This window comes from Ruegeria sp. CH10, from assembly GCF_056537125.1.
Genome location: NZ_JBQFQY010000002.1, coordinates 477,283 through 502,163 on the forward strand (window position 1 = coordinate 477,283; position 24,881 = coordinate 502,163).

Annotated in this window: 19 protein-coding genes; 5 read left to right on the forward strand and 14 right to left on the reverse strand. The window is 59.9% G+C overall.

Annotated features, from left to right (window positions below; all coding sequences use genetic code 11):
• The 7 genes from upp to ACRZ94_RS08735 form a co-directional block, all read right to left on the reverse strand.
• A complete protein-coding gene (gene upp, locus ACRZ94_RS08705) occupies positions 1 to 633 on the reverse strand; it encodes a uracil phosphoribosyltransferase (RefSeq protein WP_170741068.1) in 633 nt (210 codons plus the stop codon).
• Positions 630 to 1,616: an adenosine deaminase gene (locus tag ACRZ94_RS08710; protein WP_480797147.1), complete on the reverse strand. Its 987-nt coding sequence runs from the start codon at positions 1,614 to 1,616 to the stop codon at positions 630 to 632. Before ACRZ94_RS08710 ends, upp begins: the two co-directional genes overlap by 4 nt.
• Complete coding sequence (locus ACRZ94_RS08715) at positions 1,613 to 2,824, reverse strand: phosphopentomutase (protein WP_480797148.1); 1,212 nt, start codon at positions 2,822 to 2,824, stop codon at positions 1,613 to 1,615. Before ACRZ94_RS08715 ends, ACRZ94_RS08710 begins: the two co-directional genes overlap by 4 nt.
• On the reverse strand, positions 2,821 to 4,128 hold the full coding sequence (locus tag ACRZ94_RS08720; RefSeq protein ID WP_480652306.1) for a thymidine phosphorylase: 1,308 nt from the start codon (positions 4,126 to 4,128) through the stop codon (positions 2,821 to 2,823). The genes ACRZ94_RS08715 and ACRZ94_RS08720 overlap by 4 nt, the downstream gene beginning before the upstream one ends.
• 4 nt (positions 4,129 to 4,132) lie before the next feature.
• A complete protein-coding gene (locus tag ACRZ94_RS08725; protein ID WP_480652308.1) occupies positions 4,133 to 4,519 on the reverse strand; it encodes a cytidine deaminase in 387 nt (128 codons plus the stop codon).
• 89 nt (positions 4,520 to 4,608) lie between these two features.
• Positions 4,609 to 5,700, reverse strand: a complete 1,092-nt coding sequence (locus ACRZ94_RS08730) for a cupin domain-containing protein (RefSeq protein WP_480652310.1) — start codon at positions 5,698 to 5,700, stop codon at positions 4,609 to 4,611.
• Positions 5,675 to 6,367, reverse strand: a complete 693-nt coding sequence (locus ACRZ94_RS08735) for a hypothetical protein (RefSeq protein ID WP_480652312.1) — start codon at positions 6,365 to 6,367, stop codon at positions 5,675 to 5,677. The genes ACRZ94_RS08730 and ACRZ94_RS08735 overlap by 26 nt, the downstream gene beginning before the upstream one ends.
• A gap of 181 nt (positions 6,368 to 6,548) precedes the next feature.
• Between ACRZ94_RS08735 and ACRZ94_RS08740 the strand changes: the two genes are divergently transcribed.
• The 3 genes from ACRZ94_RS08740 to ACRZ94_RS08750 all read left to right on the forward strand — a co-directional run bounded on the left by ACRZ94_RS08740 (position 6,549) and on the right by ACRZ94_RS08750 (position 12,502).
• Entirely contained in the window at positions 6,549 to 8,822 is a 2,274-nt protein-coding gene (locus tag ACRZ94_RS08740) for an NADP-dependent malic enzyme (RefSeq protein WP_480797149.1), read from the forward strand.
• Positions 8,823 to 9,086: 264 nt separating this feature from the next.
• A complete protein-coding gene (gene prpE, locus ACRZ94_RS08745; RefSeq protein WP_480797150.1) occupies positions 9,087 to 10,976 on the forward strand; it encodes a propionate-CoA ligase PrpE in 1,890 nt (629 codons plus the stop codon).
• An 89-nt stretch (positions 10,977 to 11,065) separates the two neighbouring features.
• Complete coding sequence (locus ACRZ94_RS08750; protein WP_480797151.1) at positions 11,066 to 12,502, forward strand: amidase family protein; 1,437 nt, start codon at positions 11,066 to 11,068, stop codon at positions 12,500 to 12,502.
• Positions 12,503 to 12,762: 260 nt separating this feature from the next.
• Here the strand turns inward: ACRZ94_RS08750 and ACRZ94_RS08755 are convergent, their stop codons facing one another.
• Positions 12,763 to 13,524: an NAD kinase gene (locus ACRZ94_RS08755; protein WP_480652320.1), complete on the reverse strand. Its 762-nt coding sequence runs from the start codon at positions 13,522 to 13,524 to the stop codon at positions 12,763 to 12,765.
• Positions 13,525 to 13,691: 167 nt separating this feature from the next.
• Here ACRZ94_RS08755 and glyA point away from each other — a divergent pair, with 167 nt between their 5' ends.
• Complete coding sequence (glyA, locus tag ACRZ94_RS08760; protein WP_480652322.1) at positions 13,692 to 14,987, forward strand: serine hydroxymethyltransferase; 1,296 nt, start codon at positions 13,692 to 13,694, stop codon at positions 14,985 to 14,987.
• Positions 14,988 to 15,050: 63 nt separating this feature from the next.
• On the opposite strand, the gene ACRZ94_RS08765 is transcribed toward glyA, so the two are convergent.
• Positions 15,051 to 15,425 (reverse strand): hypothetical protein, encoded by a 375-nt coding sequence (locus tag ACRZ94_RS08765; RefSeq protein WP_480652324.1) that lies wholly within the window; start codon positions 15,423 to 15,425, stop codon positions 15,051 to 15,053.
• Positions 15,426 to 15,474: 49 nt separating this feature from the next.
• On the opposite strand from ACRZ94_RS08765, the gene ACRZ94_RS08770 reads away from it, so the two are divergent.
• Positions 15,475 to 16,275: an alpha/beta fold hydrolase gene (locus ACRZ94_RS08770; protein ID WP_480797152.1), complete on the forward strand. Its 801-nt coding sequence runs from the start codon at positions 15,475 to 15,477 to the stop codon at positions 16,273 to 16,275.
• On the opposite strand, the gene ACRZ94_RS08775 is transcribed toward ACRZ94_RS08770, so the two are convergent.
• From ACRZ94_RS08775 to ACRZ94_RS08795, 5 genes are all read right to left on the reverse strand, one after another.
• A complete protein-coding gene (locus tag ACRZ94_RS08775; protein WP_480797153.1) occupies positions 16,272 to 16,649 on the reverse strand; it encodes a rhodanese-like domain-containing protein in 378 nt (125 codons plus the stop codon). The two genes, ACRZ94_RS08770 and ACRZ94_RS08775, sit on opposite strands and share 4 nt — an antisense overlap.
• 79 nt (positions 16,650 to 16,728) lie before the next feature.
• Positions 16,729 to 18,081, reverse strand: coding sequence for an HlyD family type I secretion periplasmic adaptor subunit (locus tag ACRZ94_RS08780; RefSeq protein WP_480652330.1), 1,353 nt, complete (start codon positions 18,079 to 18,081; stop codon positions 16,729 to 16,731).
• A 15-nt stretch (positions 18,082 to 18,096) separates the two neighbouring features.
• A complete protein-coding gene (locus tag ACRZ94_RS08785) occupies positions 18,097 to 20,247 on the reverse strand; it encodes a type I secretion system permease/ATPase (RefSeq protein WP_480652332.1) in 2,151 nt (716 codons plus the stop codon).
• Positions 20,248 to 20,368: 121 nt separating this feature from the next.
• Entirely contained in the window at positions 20,369 to 22,324 is a 1,956-nt protein-coding gene (locus ACRZ94_RS08790; RefSeq protein ID WP_480652334.1) for a type I secretion protein, read from the reverse strand.
• Positions 22,325 to 22,456: 132 nt separating this feature from the next.
• The gene (locus ACRZ94_RS08795; protein ID WP_480797154.1) at positions 22,457 to 24,808 is read right to left on the reverse strand and encodes a hypothetical protein; all 2,352 of its coding nucleotides are present in this window, start codon (positions 24,806 to 24,808) and stop codon (positions 22,457 to 22,459) included.
• Between the last annotated feature and the right edge of the window lie 73 nt (positions 24,809 to 24,881).

A 24,881-nucleotide genomic window follows, 5' to 3' on the forward strand; every position in this document is an offset into this window, starting at 1 on the left:
CTATTTGGTTCCGAACATCCGGTCGCCCGCGTCGCCAAGACCGGGCATGATATAGCCCTTGGAATTCAGCTCGCGATCCAGTGCAGCGGTGACGATTTTCACGTCCGGGTGGGCTTCTTTCATGCGCGCCACCCCTTCGGGCGCGGCCAGCAGGCACAGGAACCGAATGTCGGTCGCCCCTGCCTCTTTCAGCAGATCAATCGCCGCAGCCGAACTGTTGCCGGTGGCCAGCATCGGATCCACGGCAATCACCAGACGGTCCTTCAGCCCTTCGGGCGCTTTGAAATAATACTGAACGGGTTTCAGCGTTTCCTCATCCCGGTAGAGGCCCACAAACCCCACACGGGCCGAGGGGATCAGCTCTAACACCCCGTCCAGCATGCCATTCCCGGCCCGCAGAATCGACACCAGCGCCAGTTTCTTGCCCGCCAGAATGGGGGCGTCCATTTCCTCCATCGGGGTTTCGATATGGCGGGTGGTCAGCTTCAGCTCACGCGTGACCTCATAGGCCAGCAGCAGCGTGATCTCGCGCAGCAACTGCCGGAAAACGGCAGTGGATGTGCCCTTGTCCCGCATGAGCGTCAGTTTGTGCTGCACCAGCGGGTGGTCAACGACGGTCAGGTGTTCGCTCATGATCTCTCCAGTCTTGTCTTGACCCGCGCGCGGGTCTTGTCATCGCAAAAGGCCGCGTTCAGGGCGGTTTCGTTCAGGGCGGCAAAGTCTTCGGCCTCCCAGCCGAAGGCTTGCGCCAACATCTCATATTCACGCCGCATAGTGGTATGGAAAAACGGCGGGTCATCAGTTGAGACCGTGACCTTGACCCCCGCATCGCGCAGTTTCGCGATGGGATGGGCCGTGAAATCCGGGTAGAGCCCCAGCACCACGTTCGAGCCGGGGCAAACCTCAAGCGTGATGTCGCGGTCGACAATTTCGCGGATCAGGTCGGGGTCTTCGATGGCGCGCACACCGTGGCCCACACGCTCCACCCCCAGATCGCGGATCGCATCGCGCACGCTTTCGGGGCCGCCGAACTCTCCGGCGTGGGTAGTCAGGCGCAATCCGGCCTCGCGCGCACAATCAAAGGCCCATTTATAGTCGCCCTGCGCGCCCGTAGCCTCATTGCCGCCCATGCCAAAACCGGTGATCCAGTCGCCCGCCGTTTCCGCCGCGCAGCGGGCACTGATCTTGGCCTGCTCGGGGCCGAAATGGCGCACGCAGGTGACAACGCCACGCAGGGTGATGTCGAACTTGCGCTCGGCCTCATCCGCTGCGTCCTGAATGGCGGTCAGGTAGTCGCGCCACGCATGCAGGTCGCCGCCGCCGCAGAAATCGGGGCTCAGGAAGGTTTCCGAATAAACCACCCCATTCGCCGCGCTTTCCTCAAGGATGGCCAGTGTCAGGCGGCGGAAATCCTCGGGCGATTTCAGCACTTCGCAGGCAGCCTCATACACGCTGAGGAAATGGGCGAAATCGCGGAAGTCATAGCTGCCGTCGGGTTTGAAAATCCCACTCAGGTCGATACGCTTTTCATGGGCCAGCTGACGGATGAACGCGGACGGGGCCGCGCCTTCGTGATGCAGGTGGAGTTCGATTTTGGGCAGGTCTGCGACGCTCATAGAAAACTCTTTCCCGGTCCTTGCGCCGGAATGTTCAGGTGATGCGCGATGCTGGCGGCAATGTCGGCGAAATTAACCGCGCCGATCTGGCCGGCGCCCTGCCCTGCGATCAGCACAGGTACTTGTTCACGGGTATGGTCAGTGCCGATCCAGCTGGGATCATTGCCGTGATCTGCGGTCAGCAGCATCAGGTCGCCGGGGCGTAGGCGGGCGATGATCGCGCCGATCTCACGGTCGAACCACTCCAGCGCGCGTGCATAGCCGCTGATGTCGCGGCGGTGCCCATAGAGGCTGTCGAACTCGACGAAATTGGCGAAGGTCAGGCTGCCCTCTTCTGCCTCATCGACCAGATCAGAGAGATGCCCCATCAGCTCGGCATCCGAGCCTTTGCGCAGCGTGTCGATCCCCTGCATCGAGAAGATGTCACCAATCTTGCCCACCGCATGCACGCGCCGCCCGGCATCCTGCACCCAGTTGGTCAGCACCGGTGCGGGTGGCAGGATGGCGAAATCCTTGCGGTTGGTGGTGCGGGTGAAGCCGTCTTCCGGCGTTCCCACGAAAGGTCGCGCGATCACGCGGCCCACTTTCATCTCATGCAGGCGTGGAGCCAGCGTGCGGCACATATCCAGCAGACGGTCGAGGCCAAAGTGTTCCTCGTGCGCGGCGATCTGAAAGACGCTGTCCGCCGAGGTATAGCAGATGGGCCAGCCGGTCCGCATATGCTCGGCCCCAAGGTCGGCGATGATCGCGGTGCCTGAGGCGTGACAATCGCCCAGAATACCGTCCGTGCCCGCAGCCTCGGCAGCTGCGCGGCTCAGGTCGGCGGGAAAGGATGGGCGCGTATCGGGAAAGTAGTGCCAGTCCCACGGCACAGGCAGCCCTGCCAATTCCCAATGGCCCGAGGGCGTGTCCTTGCCCGGCGAATGCTCGCACGCACAGCCCCACAGGCCCGATGCATCCGCCCCCAGCCCCGGCGTGTCCGCGCCAGAGGCCAGACGGGTGGCCGCCCCCAATCCCAACGCGTCCAGATGCGGCAGGTGCAGCGGGCCGGAACGACCATCCTCTGCCCGCCCTTCGGCACAGGCCTGCGCAATATGAGCCAGCGTGTTGGCCCCGGTGTCGGGCACATCCCCGTTGAAAAAACGATCTGCATCCGGCGCGCCGCCGATGCCGACTGAATCCATCACCACCAAAAACGCACGGGTCATGCGGTGATCCTTTCATGCACGATCCCGGGCAGAGACGGGCTTTCGGGCCCGAGGCTGATCGCTTGTTGGACCGCCTGCGCCGCCTGCTGCGCCGCATCCTCGCGCGCCGCGTGGATCACGGCCAAGGGCGCGCCTTTGTCCAACTTGTCGCCCAGCCGCACGATATCGGAAATCCCCACGGCCGGATCGATCACGTCATCCTCGACCTGTCGTCCGCCGCCCAGCGCGACGACGGCCAGACCCAGCGCTTCGCCATCCATCGCGGTCACATAGCCTTCGCTTGGTGCGGGAACCTCAAGGATGACACTGGCTTCGGGCAGATAGCGTGACCAGTTGTCGACAAATTGCAGCGGTGCGCCCACGGCGGCCAACATGCGGCCGAACCGCTCGGCCGCGCGACCGTCGCGGATCACCTCGGCCACCTTGTCGCGGCCTTCGTCCACCGTTGCAACCATACCGGCGTCAGCCAACACAACGCCGCCCAATTCTGCGGAAATCTCGGCCAATGGCGCGTTTTGGCCGCTGGTGAGCACCTTCATCACCTCGCAGATCTCTAGCGCGTTGCCCAGCGCGGGGGCCAGAGGCTGGTTCATGTCGGTAATCACTGTCGAGGTCCGGCATCCGGCGGCGTTTGCCGTCTGGGTCAGGGCCTGCGCCAGATTGCGCGCATCCTCATGGGTTTTCATGAACGCGCCAGAGCCCACTTTGACATCCAGCACCAACGCCTGAGGGCTGGCGGCCAGTTTCTTGGACAGGATCGAGGCGGTGATCAAATCCAGGCTTTCGACCGTCGCCGTGACATCGCGGATCGCATAGAGACGCTTATCCGCCGGGGCGATCTGACCCGTCGCACCGACAATCGCTGCCCCAGTGTCGTGCAGAATCTGCGCCAGACGATCTTCACTGACCTGAGTGGTCACACCGGGGATCGCCTCAAGCTTGTCCAGCGTCCCACCTGTATGGCCCAGCCCGCGCCCCGAGATCATCGGGATATAGGCCCCAAGTTCAGCCAGCGCGGGGGCGAGCACGAGGCTGACACTGTCCCCCACCCCTCCGGTCGAGTGTTTGTCGATCACCGGGCCATCGACGTCCCATGTCAGAACGTCGCCGCTGTCGCGCATGGCAAGGGTCAGGTCGGCGCGGCCCTGCGCACCCAGCCCGCCCATGCAGACCGCCATGGCAAAGGCCCCGGCCTGCGCATCGCTCACGCCACCATCGGCCAAACCTTGGGCGAACCACGTAAGCTCCTCGCCCAAGGGCACCTGCCCCCGGCGCAGCTTCGCGATGATCGAGCGGGCGTCCATCTGCTCACTCCATATGTGAGGCGTCAAAAGCGCCCGGCAGAAGATCACCGATGGTTGTTTCGAATTCCGACCCATCCACTGTGGCCAGCGTCACCTTGACGTCACGCTTGCCGAATTCGGCCAGTTTCTGCCGGCACCCGCCACAAGGCGGCACCGGTTGCGGGGAAGAGGCGACCACATAGACCTCGGTCAGCGCCTGCTCACCGGCGGCAACCATGGCGGCGATGGCGCCGGCCTCGGCACAGGTGCCTTCGGGATAAGCCACGTTTTCGACATTGCAGCCGGAATAAACCACGCCCGTTTCCGACCGGATCGCGGCCCCGACCTTGAATTTCGAATAGGGCGCATAGGCGTTTTCACGAACGGACAGGGCGGCGTCTTTCAGGCTCATGGCGATTCCCCAATTTTTGATCATATGGTCAGAAATTTGCACACTAGCGGAAACTGACCCCCGAGTTGAAGCCCCGGACCGAAGTTTTCTTACCCCAGCGTCGTGTTGAACGTACCGGGCAGCGTGACCTCAAGCAATTCGACATCGTCCGACGGATCGGACAGCCGCGTCCGCATGCCCGGCGGGATCACAAAGGCGTCGCCCTGCTCCAACCGGAACGGATCGCGGCCCTCGCCCTCAAGCGTGACCTGCCCGTCCATGACAAAGGTAAAGTGAATATCGGTGTCATGTGCGGCCCATTGCGGGTCGCCCTGCCCTTTGCGCACGACCTGCACCCCAGCCACGCCCTTGGTGTTCGCAGCGATGGTCGTGTCACGGCAGACATAGCCCGGCAGGCGGAAGGGCACCCAATCCGCACCCTTGGCCTGATTGAAGACGAACCGCTGCCCCTGCCATTCGCGATCGGGGCGATAATGTGGGGTCGGCAGGGCCATGTCGTGATCGATCTCGGTGACATGTTCGGCGGGCACTCCGATCTCGATCACCTGCACATTGTCCGATGCTTCCAGCACGCGGTGGCGGATTTCCGGCGGTTGGATAAAGCAATCGCCTGCAGTCAGGCGCATCTTGTCGCCCTGATCCTCGTAGACCACATCGACCCAGCCGTGGATGCAGAAGATAAGCTGAAACCCGACCCTATGAAAATGCACCATATCCGGCACCGGCCCGCCATCGGGGATGCGAATGTGGCTGGCGATGATCGACCCGCCCAGCCGGTCCGGCACCAGATCGCGATAGTGCATCCCGGCGCGGCCAATGATCCATGGGGCCTGATCCTTGAGCCTGCGCACAACAAAGGAATGCACCGTATCGGGCATGACCATGGGCGGGTTCAGTTCATCAATTTCCACCCGCGTCCCGTTCGGCGCAACAAGGCTGCGCTGACCGTCCGCGAAATCATCCGGGTTATCGGTCAGAATGCGCAGCGTGCCGGGGGTCTCGGGTGCATCTTTTTCTATCCGCAAGCGCAGCCCATGACCCGAAAAGACTGCGACCCGCGGGTCATCCGCCGGATAGATCATATCCATGCGCATCCCCAGCACCTTGGTATAGAACGGGATGTCGTCGCGCAGTTCCTGCGTAGGCAGGCGAATCTCAGCTTGGGTCTGGCTTTGGGTCATTCGAAGTCTCTTCGGTCTTGGATTTTGGCCATCCGATCAGAACAGCGGCCAAAATGCCAATCGAAAAGAACATCTCAAGCGTTTCTTCCAAAACGAAAAGCCGGGTCGCCATAGTCGCAGACATGGTATCGCTCAACGCGCTGCTGATTTCCTCAAGCCCTTGCGCGACCACGGCGCACATGCCCGCAATGAAGAACACCAGCAGGAACGGCGCACGCTCTTTCAACGCGCGCCATGCGGTTGGCACACCGTGCCACGCGACCCCGCCCAACACGATCACCGCCAGCACGACACGCACGAGTGTCATGTCCAGCAAACCGTCCAAACCATTCAGGACTTGGTACGGCACCGTGTCCACAGCATAGATGTCCGCCTCAAGCTCTCGCTCAGCCAGCAGCAACAGAACCACACCGATATACAGGCGGCTTAGGCCGCGATAGCGGTACAACGCTGCCAGTCCGGCAACCAGCAAAGCCGCCGCTGATGCTGTCTCGATCAACCCGCCTTCCTGATTGAACACCGCCGCCTGCATCGGCCAGATCGAGATGGCACACAGTACAATAACCGCAGCCACAATAGCTGTCCGAAAAGCGAACCGATCCGTACCGAAACTCGGTGTGGACGCAGGCAGGTTTGCACCTGTTCGAAGGTTTTCTTTGGGGTTCATGCCGGTCTTCTCGGAGCGAAACAACTGTGGGATAGAAGGTCGCGGGACCATAAATCTTTTGTGATAGAAATCAACCGCAGCGACAAATCAGCCGGTTTCCCGCCCACAAGTGACGCAACGTAGCCAAGTCTGAAAATTTAGTTTAAGGCTAAATCAAATTCCAAAAGGAGCTGAAACGACAATGTCGGATACACCCAGCCTGCGGCAGGCCGCGCTTGACTATCACGCCCATCCAAAACCCGGAAAGCTTGAGATCAAGGCGACCAAGCCCATGGCAAACGGTCGCGATCTGGCGCGCGCGTATTCTCCGGGCGTGGCTGAGGCCAGCCTTGAGATCAAGGCAGACGCCGACAATGCCGAACGCTATACGGCACGGGGCAATCTTGTGGCGGTTGTGTCGAACGGCACGGCGGTTCTGGGGCTGGGCAATATCGGGGCGCTGGCCTCAAAACCGGTGATGGAGGGCAAGGCCGTCCTGTTCAAGAAATTCGCCGGGATCGACTGTTTCGATATCGAGGTCGACCAGCCCGACCCGGAAAAGCTGGCCGATATTGTCTGCGCGCTGGAGCCAACCTTTGGGGCGATCAATCTGGAAGACATCAAAGCCCCTGACTGTTTCATAGTAGAAAAACTGTGCCGTGAGCGGATGAACATCCCGGTCTTTCACGATGACCAGCACGGCACCGCCATTGTCGTGGGGGCGGCTGCAAAGAACGCGCTGCACGTGGCAGGCAAGAAATTCGAAGATATCAAAGTCGTCTCAACCGGTGGCGGCGCGGCAGGTATCGCCTGTCTCAGCATGCTTATGAAACTGGGCGTGAAGCGCGAGAATATCTGGCTGTGCGACATTGAAGGTCTGGTCTATGAGGGCCGCACCGAAGATATGAACCCCCACAAGGATCAGTTTGCGCAGAAATCGGATTTGCGCACTTTGGATGACGTAATTGACGGGGCCGACCTGTTCCTTGGCCTCAGCGGCCCCAATGTGCTCAAGCCCGAGATGGTGGCAAAGATGGCCAGCCGCCCGATCATCTTTGCGCTGGCAAATCCGACACCCGAAATTCTGCCTCAGGCCGCGCGCGAGGTTGCGCCGGATGCGATCATCGCCACCGGACGCAGTGACTTTCCCAATCAGGTCAACAACGTTCTGTGCTTCCCCTTCATCTTCCGGGGTGCGCTGGACGTGGGCGCGACCGAGATCAATGACGAGATGCAGATTGCCTGTGTGGACGGCATCGCCGAAATGGCCCGCGCCACCACCAGCGCCGAGGCGGCAGCCGCCTATAAGGGTGAGCAGCTGACCTTTGGGCGAGATTACCTTATTCCCAAACCATTCGACCCGCGTTTGGTGGGCGTCGTCTCCTCGGCTGTGGCCAAGGCGGCGATGGAAAGCGGCGTGGCCAAACGCCCGATCGAAGACATCGAGGTCTATAAAGAACGTCTGAACCAGACCGTGTTCAAGTCGGCCCTGCTGATGCGACCCGTGTTCGAGGCCGCCGCCGCCGCCGCCCGCCGGATCGTCTTTGCCGAGGGCGAGGATGAACGCGTTCTGCGCGCCGCGCAGGCCATTCTGGAAGAAACCCCGGAAACCCCCATCCTGATTGGCCGTCCGGACGTGATCAGCGCCCGGTGTGAACGTTTGGGCCTGACAGTCCGACCCGGCGAGGATTTCCAGATCGTGAACCCTCACAATGACCCGCGCTATTACGATTATTGGAACTCGTACCACGAGATCATGCAACGCCGGGGCGTCAGCCCCGATCTGGCAAAGGCCATCATGCGCACCAATAACACGGCAATTGCCGCAATCATGGTCCAGCGTGGCGAGGCCGACAGCATGATCTGCGGTACGTTCGGCGAATACCGCTGGCATCTGAATTATGTGCAGCAGGTTCTGGCCGATGGCGACCTGCGCCCGCACGGCGCGTTGTCCCTGATGATCCTTGAGGACGGCCCCTTGTTCATTGCCGATACCCATGTGCGGCAGTTGCCAACACCCGAGGAACTGGCCGAATCCACAATAGGCGCCGCGCGCCATGTGCGCCGGTTCGGAATTGAGCCCAAGATCGCCTTCTGTTCGCAATCCCAGTTCGGCAATCAGGCCGAAGGCTCGGGCAAACGCCTGCGCGCCGCGCTGGACATCCTCGATTCCGAACCCCGCGACTTTACCTATGAAGGGGAAATGAACCTGGATGTGGCTCTGGACCCGGAACTGCGGTCGCGGATCTTCCCGAATTCACGCCTGACCGGTGCTGCGAATGTCCTGATCTTTGCCCATGCAGATGCCGCAAGCGGCGTGCGCAATATCCTGAAGATGAAGGCAGACGGACTTGAGGTCGGACCGATCCTGATGGGCATGGGCAACAAGGCGCATATCGTGACACCGTCGATCACGGCACGTGGTCTGCTGAATATGGCCGCCATCGCCGGAACGCCCGTGACACATTACGGATAAACGATCAATAAACCCTCGGGTGCTTGAATAGATGCCCGAGGGTAATACCCTGATTCCCCGCGCGGAAACTTTGCAGATTTGCAAAAACTGGCAAATTATCCCCTAAAATTTGCCCCCTAAATTCACTTTGCAAAAATTTGCAGGTCACTTTAGCGAAGCTTGCAAATATTTTGCGATAAAGTGACGCTCCGTTAGGTCCCTCGCTTGTGTGCGCCCCTCTGCCCCCCTTACACAGTTTGCAAGGAGATTTAGGAGGAGACCAACGTGGCTTATCAGGACGTTTACGACAGCTGGAAATCCGACCCGGAGGCATTCTGGATGGAGGCCGCGCAGGGCATCGATTGGGTCCGCCCTCCGTCCAAAGCGCTGTTTGGCGACAAGGCCCCTCTGTACGAATGGTATAGCGATGCGCGGGTCAACACCTGCTGGAATGCTGTCGACCGCCACGTGGAAAACGGCCGGGGTGAACAGACCGCCATCATATATGACAGCCCCATCACCCACACCAAACGCGAGATTTCATATGTTGAGCTGCGCAACCGCGTGGCCACACTGGCCGGGGCTTTGCGGGACAAAGGGGTCGAAAAGGGCGACCGCGTCATCATCTATATGCCGATGATCCCCGAAGCCCTTGAGGCGATGCTGGCCTGTGCCCGTCTGGGGGCCGTGCACTCGGTCGTGTTTGGCGGTTTTGCCAGCAACGAACTGGCGGTGCGCATCGACGACGCCAAACCCAAGGCCATCATCGCCGCCTCTTGCGGGATGGAGCCGGGTCGCGTGGTGCATTACAAACCCCTACTGGACGGCGCAATTGATCTGGCCAATCACAAGCCCGATTTCTGCGTGATCTTCCAACGGGAACAGGAAGTGGCCCAGTTGGTCGAAGGACGCGACTATAACTGGCACGGGTTCCAATACGGCGTCGAACCTGCCGATTGCGTTCCGGTCGATGGCAATGATCCGGCCTATATCCTTTACACTTCGGGCACCACGGGATCGCCCAAAGGGGTTGTGCGCCCCACCGCAGGCCATCTGGTTGCGCTGAACTGGACGATGAAGAATATCTATGACGTGGATGCAGGCGATGTGTTCTGGGCTGCGTCCGATGTGGGCTGGGTCGTGGGGCATTCCTATATCTGCTACGCGCCGCTGATCAACGGCAGCACCACCATCGTGTTCGAGGGCAAACCCGTCGGTACCCCCGATGCGGGCACGTTCTGGCGCGTAATCGCCGAGCACAACGTCAAAAGCTTTTTCACCGCCCCCACCGCGATCCGCGCGGTAAAACGCGAAGACCCCAAGGGCGAGATGATCGGCAAATACGATCTGTCCAACCTGCGCGCCCTGTTCCTGGCCGGTGAACGCGCCGACCCGGATACGATTGAATGGGCCCAGAAGGCGCTGAATGTTCCGGTGGTCGACCACTGGTGGCAGACCGAAACTGGTTGGGCCATTGCGGGCAACCCGCTGGGGATCGAGGAACTGCCGATCAAACTGGGCTCTCCGGCCAAGCCGATGCCGGGCTATGACGTGCAGATTCTGGACGAAGGCGGCCACCCGATGAAACCCGGTGAGCTGGGCGCGATTGCCGTCAAACTGCCGCTGCCGCCGGGCACTCTGTCGACGCTGTGGAACGCCGAAGAGCGGTTCAAAAGCTCATACCTGAACCACTTCCCCGGATACTATGAAACCGGCGATGCGGGCATGATTGATGAGGACGGATACCTTTACATCATGGCGCGCACCGATGACGTGATCAACGTCGCGGGCCACCGCCTGTCTACCGGCGGGATGGAAGAGGTTCTGGCCGCCCACCCCGATGTCGCCGAATGCGCGGTGATCGGCGTGACCGATCAGTTGAAAGGGCAAATGCCCGTTGGCTTCCTGTGCCTGAACGCCGGGTGTGATCGGGATCACGGCGAGGTCGTGCAGGATGTCGTCAAGCTTGTGCGCGAAAAGATCGGCCCGGTTGCGGCCTTTAAGCAGGCTGTCGTCGTGGACCGTCTGCCCAAGACACGCTCGGGCAAGATCCTGCGCGGCACGATGGTTTCGATTGCGGACAGTCAGGACTACAAGATGCCCGCAACCATCGACGATCCGGCCATTCTGGACGAGATCACCGTGGCCCTGAAAACCTTGGGCTACGCCCGATAAACGCAAGGCGGGCGGTCCCGGATCGCCCGCGCCTTTCGCTTGCAACCAGACCCAAGGCCCCTACTGTCGGTTCAAGACAGCGAGGGCCCATGACACATTCCGACATCTGGCGTTTGAGCGCCACTGAGCTGACCGACCTGACCCGGAGCGGCGAGCTAAGCGCCGAGGACGCGGTGCGCAGCTCAATCGACCGCATGCAGCAGGTCAACCCGGACCTGAACGCCGTGGTCGAGGATCTGAGCGCGCAGGCGCTGGACCGCGCCCGCCATCTGGACAAGGCTCGCACACAGGGCGCACCGCTCGGTCCGCTGCATGGCGTGCCGGTCACCATCAAGATCAACGTGGATCAAGCGGGGCACGCCACATCAAACGGCGTTGTCGCGCTGAAAGATGTCATCGCGCCGGATGATGCCCCCGTCGTGCGCAACCTGCAGAATGCGGGTGCCGTAGTGATCGGGCGAACCAACACGCCCGAGTTTTCGTTTCGCGCGGATACCGACAACCCGCTGCACGGTCGCACGCACAACCCTTGGGGTCGCCATATCTCGCCCGGCGGATCGTCCGGTGGGGCCGGTTCTGCCGTGATGGCGGGGATCGGCGCTTTGGCGCATGGCAATGATATTGGCGGCAGCCTGCGCTTTCCGGCTGCGGCCAATGGTGCGGTCACGGTGAAACCCGGTCTGGGCCGGGTGCCTGCGTGGAACCCAAGCCAGCAGGTGGAACGTGGGCTGCTGGCTCAATCCATGTCGGTGCAGGGTCTGATCACGCGCTCGGCCGCCGATCTGCATCTGTCGATGCCCAGCCTGATCGCCGTAGACCCGCGCGATCCGTTCCATGTGCCTATGCCGTGGCGCGGCGATGCGCCTGATGACCCGATCAAAGTGGCGTTCACCAAGGAAACCTATGGCTATGCCCTCCACCCCGAGGTCGACAAGGCGCTGGACACCGCCCGCGACGCGCTAAACGATGCAGGCTATCAGGTGGAAGAGGTCCGTCTGCCCGATGTGTACGAATGCGGGCGCACAGGCTATCGCAGCTTGATGGGCGAGGTTCTGACCCTGCTGAAAGGCGACATCGAAGCGGCAGGTTCAGACACCATCCGCCAGATATTCGAGGTCTATTTTCAGGAGTTCCCCCCCATCACAGGCACCGAACTGGTGCAGATGATGGCCAAACGCACGCACTACGCGCGGGAATGGGCACTGTTCCTGCAGGACTATCCGCTGGTCCTGTCCCCGTTCATGCCGCAGCCGTTCTTCAAGCCGGACCGCGATACCGAAGGCGCAGAAGGCGTGCACGAGGTTCTGGGCTGCGCCGTCTATTCTTATGCGATGAACTTTCTGGGCCTGCCCGCCGCCTGTGTTCCGGCCCGTCTGGCCGATCTGCCGCAAGGGCCGCAGCCCATCAACGTGCAGATCGCCGCCCGTCGCTGGCGCGAGGATATGGCCGTTGACGCCGCCGCCGCGATTGAGGCCCGCGTGGGCCAGATGTGTCTGCCGCTCTGGGACAAGATGAACGGGGCCTGAACCGGCCCCACCAAAGAAATTGACCCCGGGCTATTGTACCCGGGGTCCGCTTTCTAAAATAAGCCCGGAAGTCTGACAACGAGCGTAGCACCACCTACCCTCGCCGGCGCGAAAACTGCGCACTGTTCGACAACGCCGGTTGGTGGCCACTCACTCCCACCTCGACGTGTTGTCCGGGCAAGTTCACATTAACAAACGGTAAATCGCGCGCCTGTGAACTGGATCACACAAGAGAGAGAAAACGCGATTTTTTTGATAACTCAGGTAAATTGTTCCGAGATCAGGCGTTCTTCCAGCCCATGGCCCGGATCAAACAGAATTCGGTGCTGGATTGAGGGTTCCGAGCGGATTTCCACCCAGTCGATATCGGGAAACGACACCGAATCCGCGTCTGCCATCACGGGCCGCTTATCGGCGTCCAGCACATCGAATCGCACCTTAGCGATCTTGGGCAGCAACGCCCCGCGCCACCTTCGGGGCCGAAACGCCGCAATCGCCGTCAGCGCCAGCACGTCAGAGCCGATGGGCAGAATCGGCCCATGCGCCGAATAATTATACGCGGTCGATCCCGCAGGCGTGGACAGCAACGCGCCGTCACAAACCAGTTCCGCCATGCGCACCCGGCCATCCACACTGATCTTCAGCCGCGCGGCCTGAGGGCCCGCACGCAAGAGCGAGACTTCGTTGATCGCCAGTGCTTCGTGCAGTTTCCCGGCCTGATCCATGGCCTGCATCGCAAGCGGATTGATCACCTCTTCCTCGGCGGCTTCAAGACGTTCCAGAAGGTCGTCTTCGTGGAACTCATTCATAAGGAAACCGATGGTGCCACGGTTCATACCGTAAACCGGCGTATCCAGATGCTGCATATTGTGCAGCGTGTGCAACATGAACCCGTCCCCGCCCAATGCAACCACCACATCCGCATCACGCGGAGCCGCGTTTCCATAGCGGCGAACAAGGCTGTCCCGCGAAGCTTGCGCAACTTGGACGTCGCTGGCCAGAAAGGCGATTCTCTTTTTCATTTATTCCGGTTTCCAGTGCTGCGCATTTGGTTCCGAAACAAACATACCTTTCCCCGATAGGCCAGTCTTGACGCCCCAGAATACCAAATCGTCGCTTTAATGCTTTTGTGCCTGCGCAGTTTCCGATAGGAAATCCGCAAGTTTATTGCAGCCATGCGGAGCCCTCCATGAACGCCAATCTTCGTGATACCGGTTTTTTCACCCAGTCCCTTGCGGATCGTGACCCCGAGCTGTTCGGCTCGATCACATCCGAGCTGGGCCGCCAGCGCGACGAGATCGAGCTGATCGCGTCCGAGAACATCGTCTCTGCCGCCGTGATGGAAGCGCAGGGCTCGGTCATGACCAACAAATATGCCGAGGGCTATCCCGGTCGCCGTTACTATGGCGGCTGCCAGTTCGTCGACGTTGCCGAGAATCTGGCCATCGACCGTGCCAAAGAACTGTTCGGCTGCGGTTTCGCCAATGTACAGCCAAACTCGGGCAGCCAAGCCAACCAGGGTGTGTTCCAGGCGCTGATCCAGCCCGGCGACACCATTCTGGGCATGAGCCTGGACGCAGGTGGCCACCTGACCCACGGCGCGGCCCCTAACCAGTCGGGTAAGTGGTTCAAGGCCGTTCAGTATGGCGTGCGTCAGCAGGACAACATGCTGGACTACGATCAGGTTGAAGCGCTGGCAAAAGAGCATCAACCCAAGCTGATCATCGCAGGCGGTTCGGCCATCCCGCGCCAGATCGACTTTGCCCGCATGCGTGAGATTGCCGATATGGTCGGCGCCTATCTGCACGTCGATATGGCGCATTTCGCCGGTCTGGTTGCGGCGGGTGAACACCCCAGCCCCTTCCCGCACGCACATGTTGCGACCACCACCACCCACAAGACCCTGCGCGGCCCGCGCGGCGGCATGATCCTGACCAATGACGAGGCGATCGCCAAGAAAGTGAACTCGGCAATCTTCCCCGGCATTCAGGGCGGCCCGCTGATGCACGTGATCGCCGGCAAAGCCGTTGCGTTCGGCGAGGCCCTGCGCCCCGAGTTCAAGACCTATATTCAGCAGGTCATCACCAACGCGCAGGCGCTGTCGGATCAGCTGATCAAGGGCGGTCTGGATACCGTGACCCACGGCACGGACACCCATGTGGTTCTGGTCGACCTGCGCCCCAAAGGCGTCAAAGGCAACGCGACCGAAAAGGCCCTCGGCCGCGCGCATATCACCTGCAACAAGAACGGCGTGCCGTTTGATCCGGAAAAGCCAACCATCACCAGCGGTATCCGTCTGGGCTCACCCGCCGGAACCACCCGTGGGTTTGGCGAGGTCGAATTCCGCCAGATCGCGGATTGGATCATCGAAGTGGTCGACGGTCTGGCCGCCAATGGCGAAGAGGGCAACGGCGCTGTCGAAGCCAAGGTCAAAGCCGAAGTGGCCGAGCTGTGCGCCCGCTTCCCGATTTACCCGAACCTGTAATCGGATCAAAAACTTACAAGCTAAGCGGCGTCCATCGGGCGCCGTTTTTTTGTGTCTAGTGGCTCAGATAAATCCCTGCCACCACAGGACAACCAACAGCAGCACGATCACGGCCAGCAGGTTAAAGGCCAGACCACCCAGCATCCCCAGAAACCATCCCAGACGCCGATCTGCCAGATTGATGCCGCCCAGATGCTCTTGCACCTCTTCGGACGCACGCAGCAGCCGGGGGTTGTCCAAAACCAACCGGAGTTTGGGATGCGAGGCCATCGGCTCGGCCTGCGCCAATAACAATGCCTGTTTGTAGATGCGGCGTGGCAGTCGCCGTTTGGCCTTGCGGATCGAAGCTGTGAGCGTCTTGTCCTTTACCCCCAGCTTCTTGCGCAACAGCATCAGCGTCTGCGCAATCTGGCTTTGAATTTCTGTGTTTTCGGACATTTCCGGGCCTCCAAGCCCCACAGCTTAGTCACCGGCTGGCGGGGCGACAATGGGGCTGGTCGTTTCTTTTTGCGGCAGGTATCACATCTTTATGCTGAACACGATCCTTCATGGCGAACCGACCGATAGCCCCCCTCTTTTGATTGCACATGGGCTATATGGCTCGGCGCGGAACTGGGGGGTGATCGCGCGGCGGCTTGCGGATGAACGGCAGGTGATCGCCGTCGATATGCGCAACCATGCCTATAGCCAATGGACCGGCCAGCACAGCTATCCCGACATGGCCAATGATCTGGCCGAGGTCATCGACCACTTTGGGGGAAAAGCCGACGTGGTGAGCCATTCCATGGGTGGCAAGGCTGCGATGACGTTGGCCTTGCAGCATGGTGATCTGGTCCGCAAACTGGTGGTGGCCGACATTGCGCCGGTTGCGTATTCTCATAGCCAGATTCAGTATATCGAGGCGATGCGCGCCGTTGATCTGACAAAGGTCACGCGTCGCTCGGACGCGTCCGAACAGCTGGCCGCGCTGGGGGTCGACAAAACACTGCAAAGCTTTTTCACCCAGTCTCTGGATGTGCAGGACCAACGCTGGTTGCTGAACCTGGATGTGCTGGCCGCCGAGATGCCCAGAATCATGGGCTTTCCCGAAGTAAGCGGCCATTGGGATGGCCCGACCCTGTTCCTGTCGGGCGCCGAGTCGGATTATGTCTTGCCTGAACATCGCGCCCAAATCCGCGCGCTTTTTCCGGCCGCCAAATTCGCCAAAATCCCCGGTGCGGGGCATTGGCTGCATGCCGAAAAGCCCCGCGAATTTGAGGCCGCGGTTCGGACGTTCCTGAATGCCTAAGCTTTGGAAACGGCACCGCCTGCATTAACCCAATCGGCAAAGCCACCAAGGTTATAGACCTGCGCATACCCCATATCTTTCAAAACCTTACCTGCCAGAGCTGCACGGCCACCTGCGGCACAATACAAGACAATCGGGCGATCCTTGCGCAGTTCCGGGTTATGAGATTGCAGGGCCTCATCAGCACTGAATTCCAGCACCCCGCGCGATATATGCAGCGCATTTGCCGCCGTACCGGTTTGCTGCACCTCAGTGCCGTCCCGCACGTCCAGCAGCAAACCTCCCTGATCCAGCAGCTCCTTGGCGGTCTGGGTATCGATACGTTCGACAACCGCATTTGCCGCTTCCATCATGTCTTTTACGCTTAGCGCCATAGGTCAACCTCCGGTGATGATCACCGGAGGATAACATGCGAAAAATGGAAGGTGTAGACCGCCCCCTGGGTCAGCCTCATTATTGCTCGCGGAACGCGCGCGACATACTGTCTGTCACAGGCTTGGCGATATAGGCTGCAAAGGTGCGTTCTTCGGTCTGGATCATGATCTCGGCGGGCATGCCGGGGGTTGGTATAAAGCCACGCACGCGTTCCAGCTCTTCTGGTTCCAGCGAGATACGGGCCAGATAGACCTCTTGCGGGGCGCCATGCGTGTCCTCGACCACCGCATCCGCCGACAGGTAAAACACCTGCCCGTTCAGCACGGGCGTTGTTCGCTGGTTCAGGCCCACCAGACGGACGGTCGCGTCCTGCCCGGTCACAACACTGTCGATCTCGGTCCGGGGGATTTGCGCCTCGATGATCAGAGGGGCGTCAGCGGGCAGAATCTCGGCAATGGGTTCACCGGTTTCGATCACACCGCCGGGCGTGTGGTAATGCAGCCGCACCACCGTACCCGTCACCGGGGCCCGCACAACCGCGCGGTCCAGAACGCTGCGCGCCTGACGCGCTTTTTCGCGGACACTTTCAAGATCCGCCTCGATCACGCCCAGCTCATCCAGCGCTGCTTCGCGATAGGCGGCGCGGGTGCGATCAATCTGTTCGTCAAATTTCAGCAGCATCTGGCTGATCTCGGACGCTTCGGCCTGCAGGCGAGCCTGCTGGCCCTCCGCTTCGGCCTGAACACGACGGATCGTATTCAGCTCACCCTTACGGACAAGGCCTTTTTCGAACAGGGTCTGTTTGGTTTCAAACTCTTCCTGCAGAATGTCTGACCGTCGTTTCATGCTGTCCAGCTGCGCCTCAAACCCGCTGGAGCGGATACGCAGGGCTTCCATGTTGCGCTCAAGCAGCGCGATGTCGTTCAGCAATGTCTTGCGGGACAGATCAAAGGTGATCTTTTGACCGTCCAGAATGCTGAGGACTTCGATGTCATCCGAGGCCTCAAGCAGGTTGGGCGAAAACTCCAGCCGCTGCTTTTCATCATATTCTGCGTTCAGACGTTCCGACATCGCCTGCAAACGGATTTTGCGGATGAAAAGCTCGCGCTCATTTGCTTCGGCCGAGGTTTGGTCGAGGGTCATCATGATCTGTCCTGCCTGGACAGACTGGCCTTCGGCGACCTGGATTTCCTGGATGATGCCACCCTCCAGATGCTGCACGATCTTGTTGCGGCCAGTGGCCACAAAACTTCCCTGCGCAATAACCGCGGCAGCCAGCGGTGCACTGAACGACCAAAGGCCAAACCCGCCGAAGCAGACCACCAGCATGATCATCCCGACAACCACCAATCGGCTGATCGAGCGTGGAACCTCGGCGTACCAAACCGCCGGGTCCTGTGGATCGTTGTTAACGGGTACAAGTTCATTCATCTTACTTCCCCCAAATTACTGCTTCTGAATGCCGGGCTGGTTGTTCCGCGGCCCGTTCAATTGTTGCAATACCTGTTCGCGATGACCAAACAGCGCCACACGGCCGTCCGTCAGCAGCATGATCTTGTCGACCGCGTTCAACAGGGTTGGCTTTTGCGTGATAACAACCACCGTAATCTTGTTGGCCTTGGCTTGTTCGATGGCCTTGGCCAACGCCTTGTCACCAGCCACGTCCAGGTTCGAGTTCGGCTCGTCCAGCACCACCATGCGCGGATTGCCAAAGAACGCCCGGGCCAGCGCGATACGCTGTTTCTGCCCCCCCGACAGGGGCGATCCATCGGCGGCCACCACCGTCTCATAGCCTTGCGGCAGGGTCGCGATCATGTTGTGCACGTCAGCCAGAACCGCGGCATCATGGATTTGCTCGTCCGTCGCGTCATTACGCATCCGGCCGATATTGTCCTTAATGGTGCCCGGGAACAGCTGCACGTCCTGCGGCAGATAACCGATGCTTTCGCCGAACTGACGTGGGTCCCAGTTACGGATATCCATCAGGTCCAGCCGCACGCTGCCCGATGTCGGCAGGATCGACCCCACCAGCGTCTTGCCCAGCGTGGTCTTGCCCGCGCCAGAGTTGCCGATGATCGCCAGCGTCTCACCCGGGTTAAGTGAAAAGCTGATCCCGTTCAGTACAACACGTTTGGTACCGCCGGGCACGTAAAGCAAGCGTTCCACATCCAGCCGGCCTTCGGGACGCGGCAGGCGCAGTTTTTCGAATTGCAGGGCCGAGTTCGACAGTAGCTGATTAATCCGGGCATAGGCGCCGCGGGTCAGCAGGAAACTGTTCCAGCCTTCGATTGAACCTTCGATCGGGGCAAAGGCCCGGCCCGCGATGATTGAGGCCGCAATCACCATACCGCCGGTGATTTCACCCTGCAGGGACAAGAAGGCACCCCAACCCAGAATGGTGATCTGCGTCAGCAGGCGCACACCTCGCGAAATGGCGGCAAAGATCACGTTGCGATCCTGCGCCTTGACCTGCCAGGTCAGCGACTGCGCGGTATCGCGACCCCAGATGCGCACGGCCTCGGGGATCATGGCCAGCGCGTTGATGATCTGGCTGTTCCGCGCCATCGAATCCAGGTGCATGTTCGCCATGGACTGCGCCTTGTTCGCCTCGGCAAAGGGTTTGGCGGTCATGCGCTGGTTGATGAAGGCAATCAGCATCAGCAGCAGTGCCGTGACGATCACGATCATGCCCAGCTGTGGATGCACCAGAAAGATCATCAGGATGAACAGAGGTGCAAAGGGCACATCAAGGAAAGAGATCAGAGTACCTGACACCAGAAATCCGCGCACTTGCTGCAGATCACCCAGCGTCTGATACTCGCGCCCGTTACCGTGCAGCGAGGCATGCGCCGCCGCACTTAACACCGGCGCGCCCAGACGCGCGGCAACCTCGACCCCGGTGCGCATCAGCATAAAGCGACGGACCGCGTCAAAGGCCGATTGAAAGACGACCGCTCCGGCCACGATAGCCGTCAGCATGATCAGCGTGTCCAGCGACCGGCTGGTCAGAACACGGTCACTGATCTGGAACAGATAGATCGGGATCGCCAGAACCAGAATATTGGTCGCACAGGTCAACACCAGCACAAAGGCCAGATTGCGATAGATCGCCCGCAGCGAGGTGCGCAGCGTCTTTTGGAAATCTTCGGGCGGAGTGCGTTTGTGGAAAGTTTGGGGTGGCCCTTTGCCATCGCCGCCGCCTGAGTTGCTACGCAGCAATGGCTCATTCGCCTTGGCCTCGATAGTGGTGCCCATGCGTTCACCGCCTTTCGAGCGCGACGCGGGGGGTATACGGTCGCTCGTTTTGTTGACGGTTTCAGGATCGGGCCCCTTGGCATCGGCCACCCCATCGCCGCTGCCCTGTTGGTCACTGTCTTCGGCAGGCTGCGGCTGATCGCGTCGGGCAGAAGCACCGGCGCGCAATTGCGGCTCCTCATTCTGATCAGAATTTACAGGTTGCGCTTTCACGGTTTCATTGGCGCTCGCATCGCTATCAGCGACAGCCTCTTGTTCACCGTCTTTCGAATTGCGAACGCGAAAATCCTCGCTCAGGCGCAATCCGGGGGTCTTGTTGGGCTTATCTTCTACCTTGCTCATTTTCGGCGGCTTAGATACGCCGCCGCCGTTGCGATCCAATGGGCTTGGGAATCGCCTCGGACGAGACGGAAAAACAATCGACATGTCAAAACTTTCAGGTCACTCGTAACAAACAGGGTTACTATGCTAGCATAGTTTGCAGGCCGTCGTCGATGGTGGCCATTTCAGAAGACGTAAGATTCGAGTTGCCAGCCATACCGTCAGCGTCATTTCCGGCATCGGCTTCTTCCATCAGAAGAGCAATTGCTTCGTTTACCAGTTCAGCATTTTCTTCTTCGGGGCTGTCGATCAGGCTGGCCTGATGCAACATCACGTCAGAATACTCTTCCTCTTGTGCCCTTACGACCGAATCCACACCAATTTTGGTGACGTTGGCTGCGTTCAGGATGGCATTTCCGGCACCAAGGGCCGAAGTCTCTTCACCACCCGGCCCTTCGACATACACATCATCGTCGTCCTGCAGAATGGTGACCTGATCGATCACATTAATTTGAAGTAAATCGCCTTCGATCTTGAGAACACGGATCAACTCGGCGCCCGCGAATTCAGGATCGTTCAACAATGCGTCCTCTAACGCATCAGTGTCCACTTCCTGGAGATCAACGGTGCTGGCCAAATTGTCGCTCAGGGCCTCATGGGTGTCTTCGCCCTGAGTCGATACCGACACCTGATTCATCACCAGATTGTCTTCGGCATCGGTCGGCTGCGCGCCATGGACCACATCATTGTCGAGCAGAACGATGGTCTGCGACACGACATCGATGGAAACCATATCGCCGCCGATGATGATCACATCATAGAAGCTGCCCAGCTGGATGATATTGGTCACGTTGATCAACGTGTTGTCGCCCAGCGTATAGGCTGTCGAGCTGGCCGTGATATCGGTCGAAATCTGGTCGATATCCGTCGCGTCGATAACTTGTTCGATAAAGTTGGTCACCAACAGGTCACCGCTGATCCAGTCGACCGTGACGAAGGTTTCCTGTGTTTCGGGATCTTCCAGAACGTTGTCTTCGACCCAAGCCGCCTCGTTGCCTTCCACATTGATCGCGGCGGCCTGAACAACCTTGGTTTCGCTCTGCACGCCGTCTTCGCCTTGGTCGGTATCCGACACGATGGCGACCTGGCTGACAACTGTCAGGTTAACGGCCTGTCCGCCAACAACGATGTTGGGCGCATCCACCCAACCAACGCTGATCGACACTTCGTTGATCGCCAGGTTTCCACCTGCAACGATCGAGTGGCCATCTTCGAACTCATAGTCGTCTGATTGATCCCACTCGGCCGGCAGAGCTTCGGCAAAGGTATCCTCTTCGCCGTCTTCCTCGTCGTCGTCCTGGTGATGGTCCGGCTGCAGGTCCAGAAAATTGGGAATCTCGTCGACTTGTTCGCCGTTGACGATCATCCCGGTCGCATCCTCGCCGTGGAACTGATAAACAGTCACACCTTCGATTTCGACATTGATCGGCGATTCAATCTGTTCGATCAGCATCTCGATCGCTTCGCCGGACTGATAGTCCTGAATATGGACTGACAGCGTCGAGATCGCGTGCAGTTGGGTCGCGCCTTCAGCGAGGGCCGCGCCCTGCGCCATCAGGACCTCGACATCGCGGAAGTCGCCTTCGCCAACAGTATCGTTGTCGTTCAGATAGACCTTCTGAACCGTATGCGTAACGGCTGAGCCAATCAGTTCGTTGATGTAAACCGGTTCAAGGATGATGTTAATTTGTGTCAGCGTCGCGCCTGTGGCCAGGGTTTCAGGCAAGTAGATATTGGCTTGGACTGCCGGACCCGAGAAGGTTTCCGGGTCACTCAGCTGAACCTGTACCGAGGGGTTGGCGGGATAGCTTACCTGAGGCGCTGCGAATTTATACGGAAGCGGATCATATTCACCGGAAATCGGCTTGAGGTCGGCTTTCACAGAAATACGTGTAGGATCTTCAAGCTCTTCAAGTTCGGCTTTGCGGCGCAACGCCGTGAATTCTTCGTACTGGTCGCGCCAGCGTGCCTGTTCAATGGTCAGGGCAAATGTACCAACAAAATGTGCAATCTGTTCAGAAATACTGTCAAGCGACATCTGGGTTTCCTTTCCCCGCGCCGGCCTAAAATTTCCGGCTTAGGTTCGGTTGGACCGAGGCCACGTTGTGCGCCCCCGGAGTTGTCTTGGAAGGAGTCAGAGCCCGCGTAAGAGCGGGCTCTGGTTCTTCTATTAGGTGTCGGTGTCGTCGCTCGAGTAGCTGGACGACATGTTGCCACCAACCATGGTCGTGTCGACCGAGTTGCCCAGGACGTTGGCGCCCATGACAATCGACTGGTTGAAGGCCGCGGTGTCGACAACTGCTGCTGCAGATGCGTTCGACTCGCCGGACACGATGCTGTCACCAGCATTGTTCGCGCCCCAGGTACCCGCGTTTCCGCCGTTACCACCGTCGCCCGAGTTGGCACCAGATGCGTTTCCGCCTTCCTGAGCGCCGCCTTTGACGTCACCGATGTCCAGGTAACCGTGGGCGTTACCACCCTCGCCACCTGTGGCCATCGCAGCACCACCGCCGCCGCCGAAGCCGGAGTCAGCCGTACCGTGCGACGTACCGTAACCGGTTGCAGTCGCATCGTTGTCCGAGCTCCCTGCGCCAGCATAACCCGAGATCGCTTGGGCCAAGCTGTCGGCAGAGCCGTCAGTGTCAGCCACTGCGAATACTTCGGCGTCTCCGGCGTTTCCGGCATCGTTGTCGGCGTCAGCAGATCCGGTGCCACGTGCATCAGACGTTGCATCCTGATCAACAGCACCACCACCGCCACCGAAGCCGTCTGCTTTCGCAGTACCGGTACCCTCGGCGTCAGCATGACCGTCGGTGTCGTTGGTTCCACCGTTGCCACCATCAGAATCTGCATCCTGATCGTTGCCGGCTTTACCGTACACATCACCAGCAGTCGGCGATACCTCAGGACCTGTTGCGTCCTGATCGCCTACACCCTTCGCAGAAGAGTCTGCTTCGGCACGACCACCGTCAGCGTCGCCACCCGGGCCGTTGCCGCCAGTGCCGTCACCACCGATACCTTTACCACCGGTACCGTCGCCGCCATCAGCGCCATCAGCGTTCACGTCGCCGCCATAGGCTTTGTCGTATCCGCCAGCATCAGCATCTGCGTCGTTGTGGTTCAGACCGCTCAGGCCATTCAGCTGCTTGGCACCTGCAACGGCTGTGTCGATCTGGCCGGCATCGCCGCCTTCGCCACCGCCACCGGTGCTGTCGCCGCCAACGCCTTTGGCGCCGTCACCGCGAGCACCGTCACCGTTGCCACCGTCACCACGGCCGCCATCAGCATCTGCGTCTGCGCCAGCTGCGCTTGCTGCTTTGCCCAGACCGATGTTGCCACCCGAAGAGGTGTCACCAGCGTCTGCATCGCTTTCGGCGTCGTTCTTGGCCAGACCAATGTTGCCAGCGCCGCTGTCGCCGCCATTTGCGTCGTCAGCCGAAGCGTCATTGTCCGCCAGCGCGCCGCCTTTAGCAGCAGCAATGCTTGCGTTGTCGCCGCCTTCGGATTCGCCGTCATTGCCAGCGCCCGACACACCCAGGCCCAGGCCCAGACCGATCGAACCGGCATTGCCGCCGTCGCCACCGTTGCTGTCGGCGTCCGATGCATCGGAATGACCGTCATTGTCGGCATCCGAATCCGCGTCCGCGTGACCACTGTTGCCACCGTCACCGGATCCATCCGAGTCAGCGTAGCCTTTGCCCACATTCAGGCCAAGCGTGGTTGCATCGCCCGAAGCACCGCCGTTACCAGCGTCTGCGTCGGCGTCAGCATCACCTGCTTCACCACCGGCTGCAATTGCTGTGCTGCCCTTGGTGTAAGCTGCTGCGTCGCCACCATAGTTGTAGCCGCCGTCACCGGTGTCGCCACCGACAGACTGCGAAGAGATGCCTTCAGCAGAGGTTGCGGTTCCGCCACGCGCGTCGCCCGACTGGTCAAAACGACCGTCGTTGCGGACAGTTGCGTCACCAAGATGGTCCGCGTCGTTCAGCTCGGCCAGCTGGCTGTTGATGGCCAGCATGTCATTGCCTTCGCCGTTCAGCGAAATATCCAGGTTCATGTCGTCGCCGGGATCGTAGTCAAAGTCGTTGCCGACAGTGATAACGTCTTCGACCGAACCGCCTTTGCTGACGTCGACATCTACCAGATCGTCATCGCGCGGGATCCACTCGCCACCGCCAAAGTCGATGTTGACCTTGTTGGAGTTGGAGTTGTCGTTGCTGTCGTCGCCGCCGTTCTTCTGCTGCTGACCGTTAATATTAGCAACGTCGTTGTCGTTCTTGTTATCAACGTCGTTATCGACGTCGTTGTCATTCTTAACTTCGTTGTCGTTCTTATTCTCGTTGTCGACATCGTTGTCGTTCTTATTCTCGTTGTCGTTATACTGCTCATTTACATCAGCATCGATATCGACGTCGGCATAGCCAACTTTCACATCGGCATCGACAGGTGCATAGACCTTGTCGACGTTCACTTCGCCGATTGCTGTAATATCATTATTTGGTTGAGAGCGTCTGCTAGACATAAGAAAATTCCACTTACTAAGCGCTCGACCGTCATTCATCTACAAAACGGCTACTCGCGCGGTTGAAACAAAA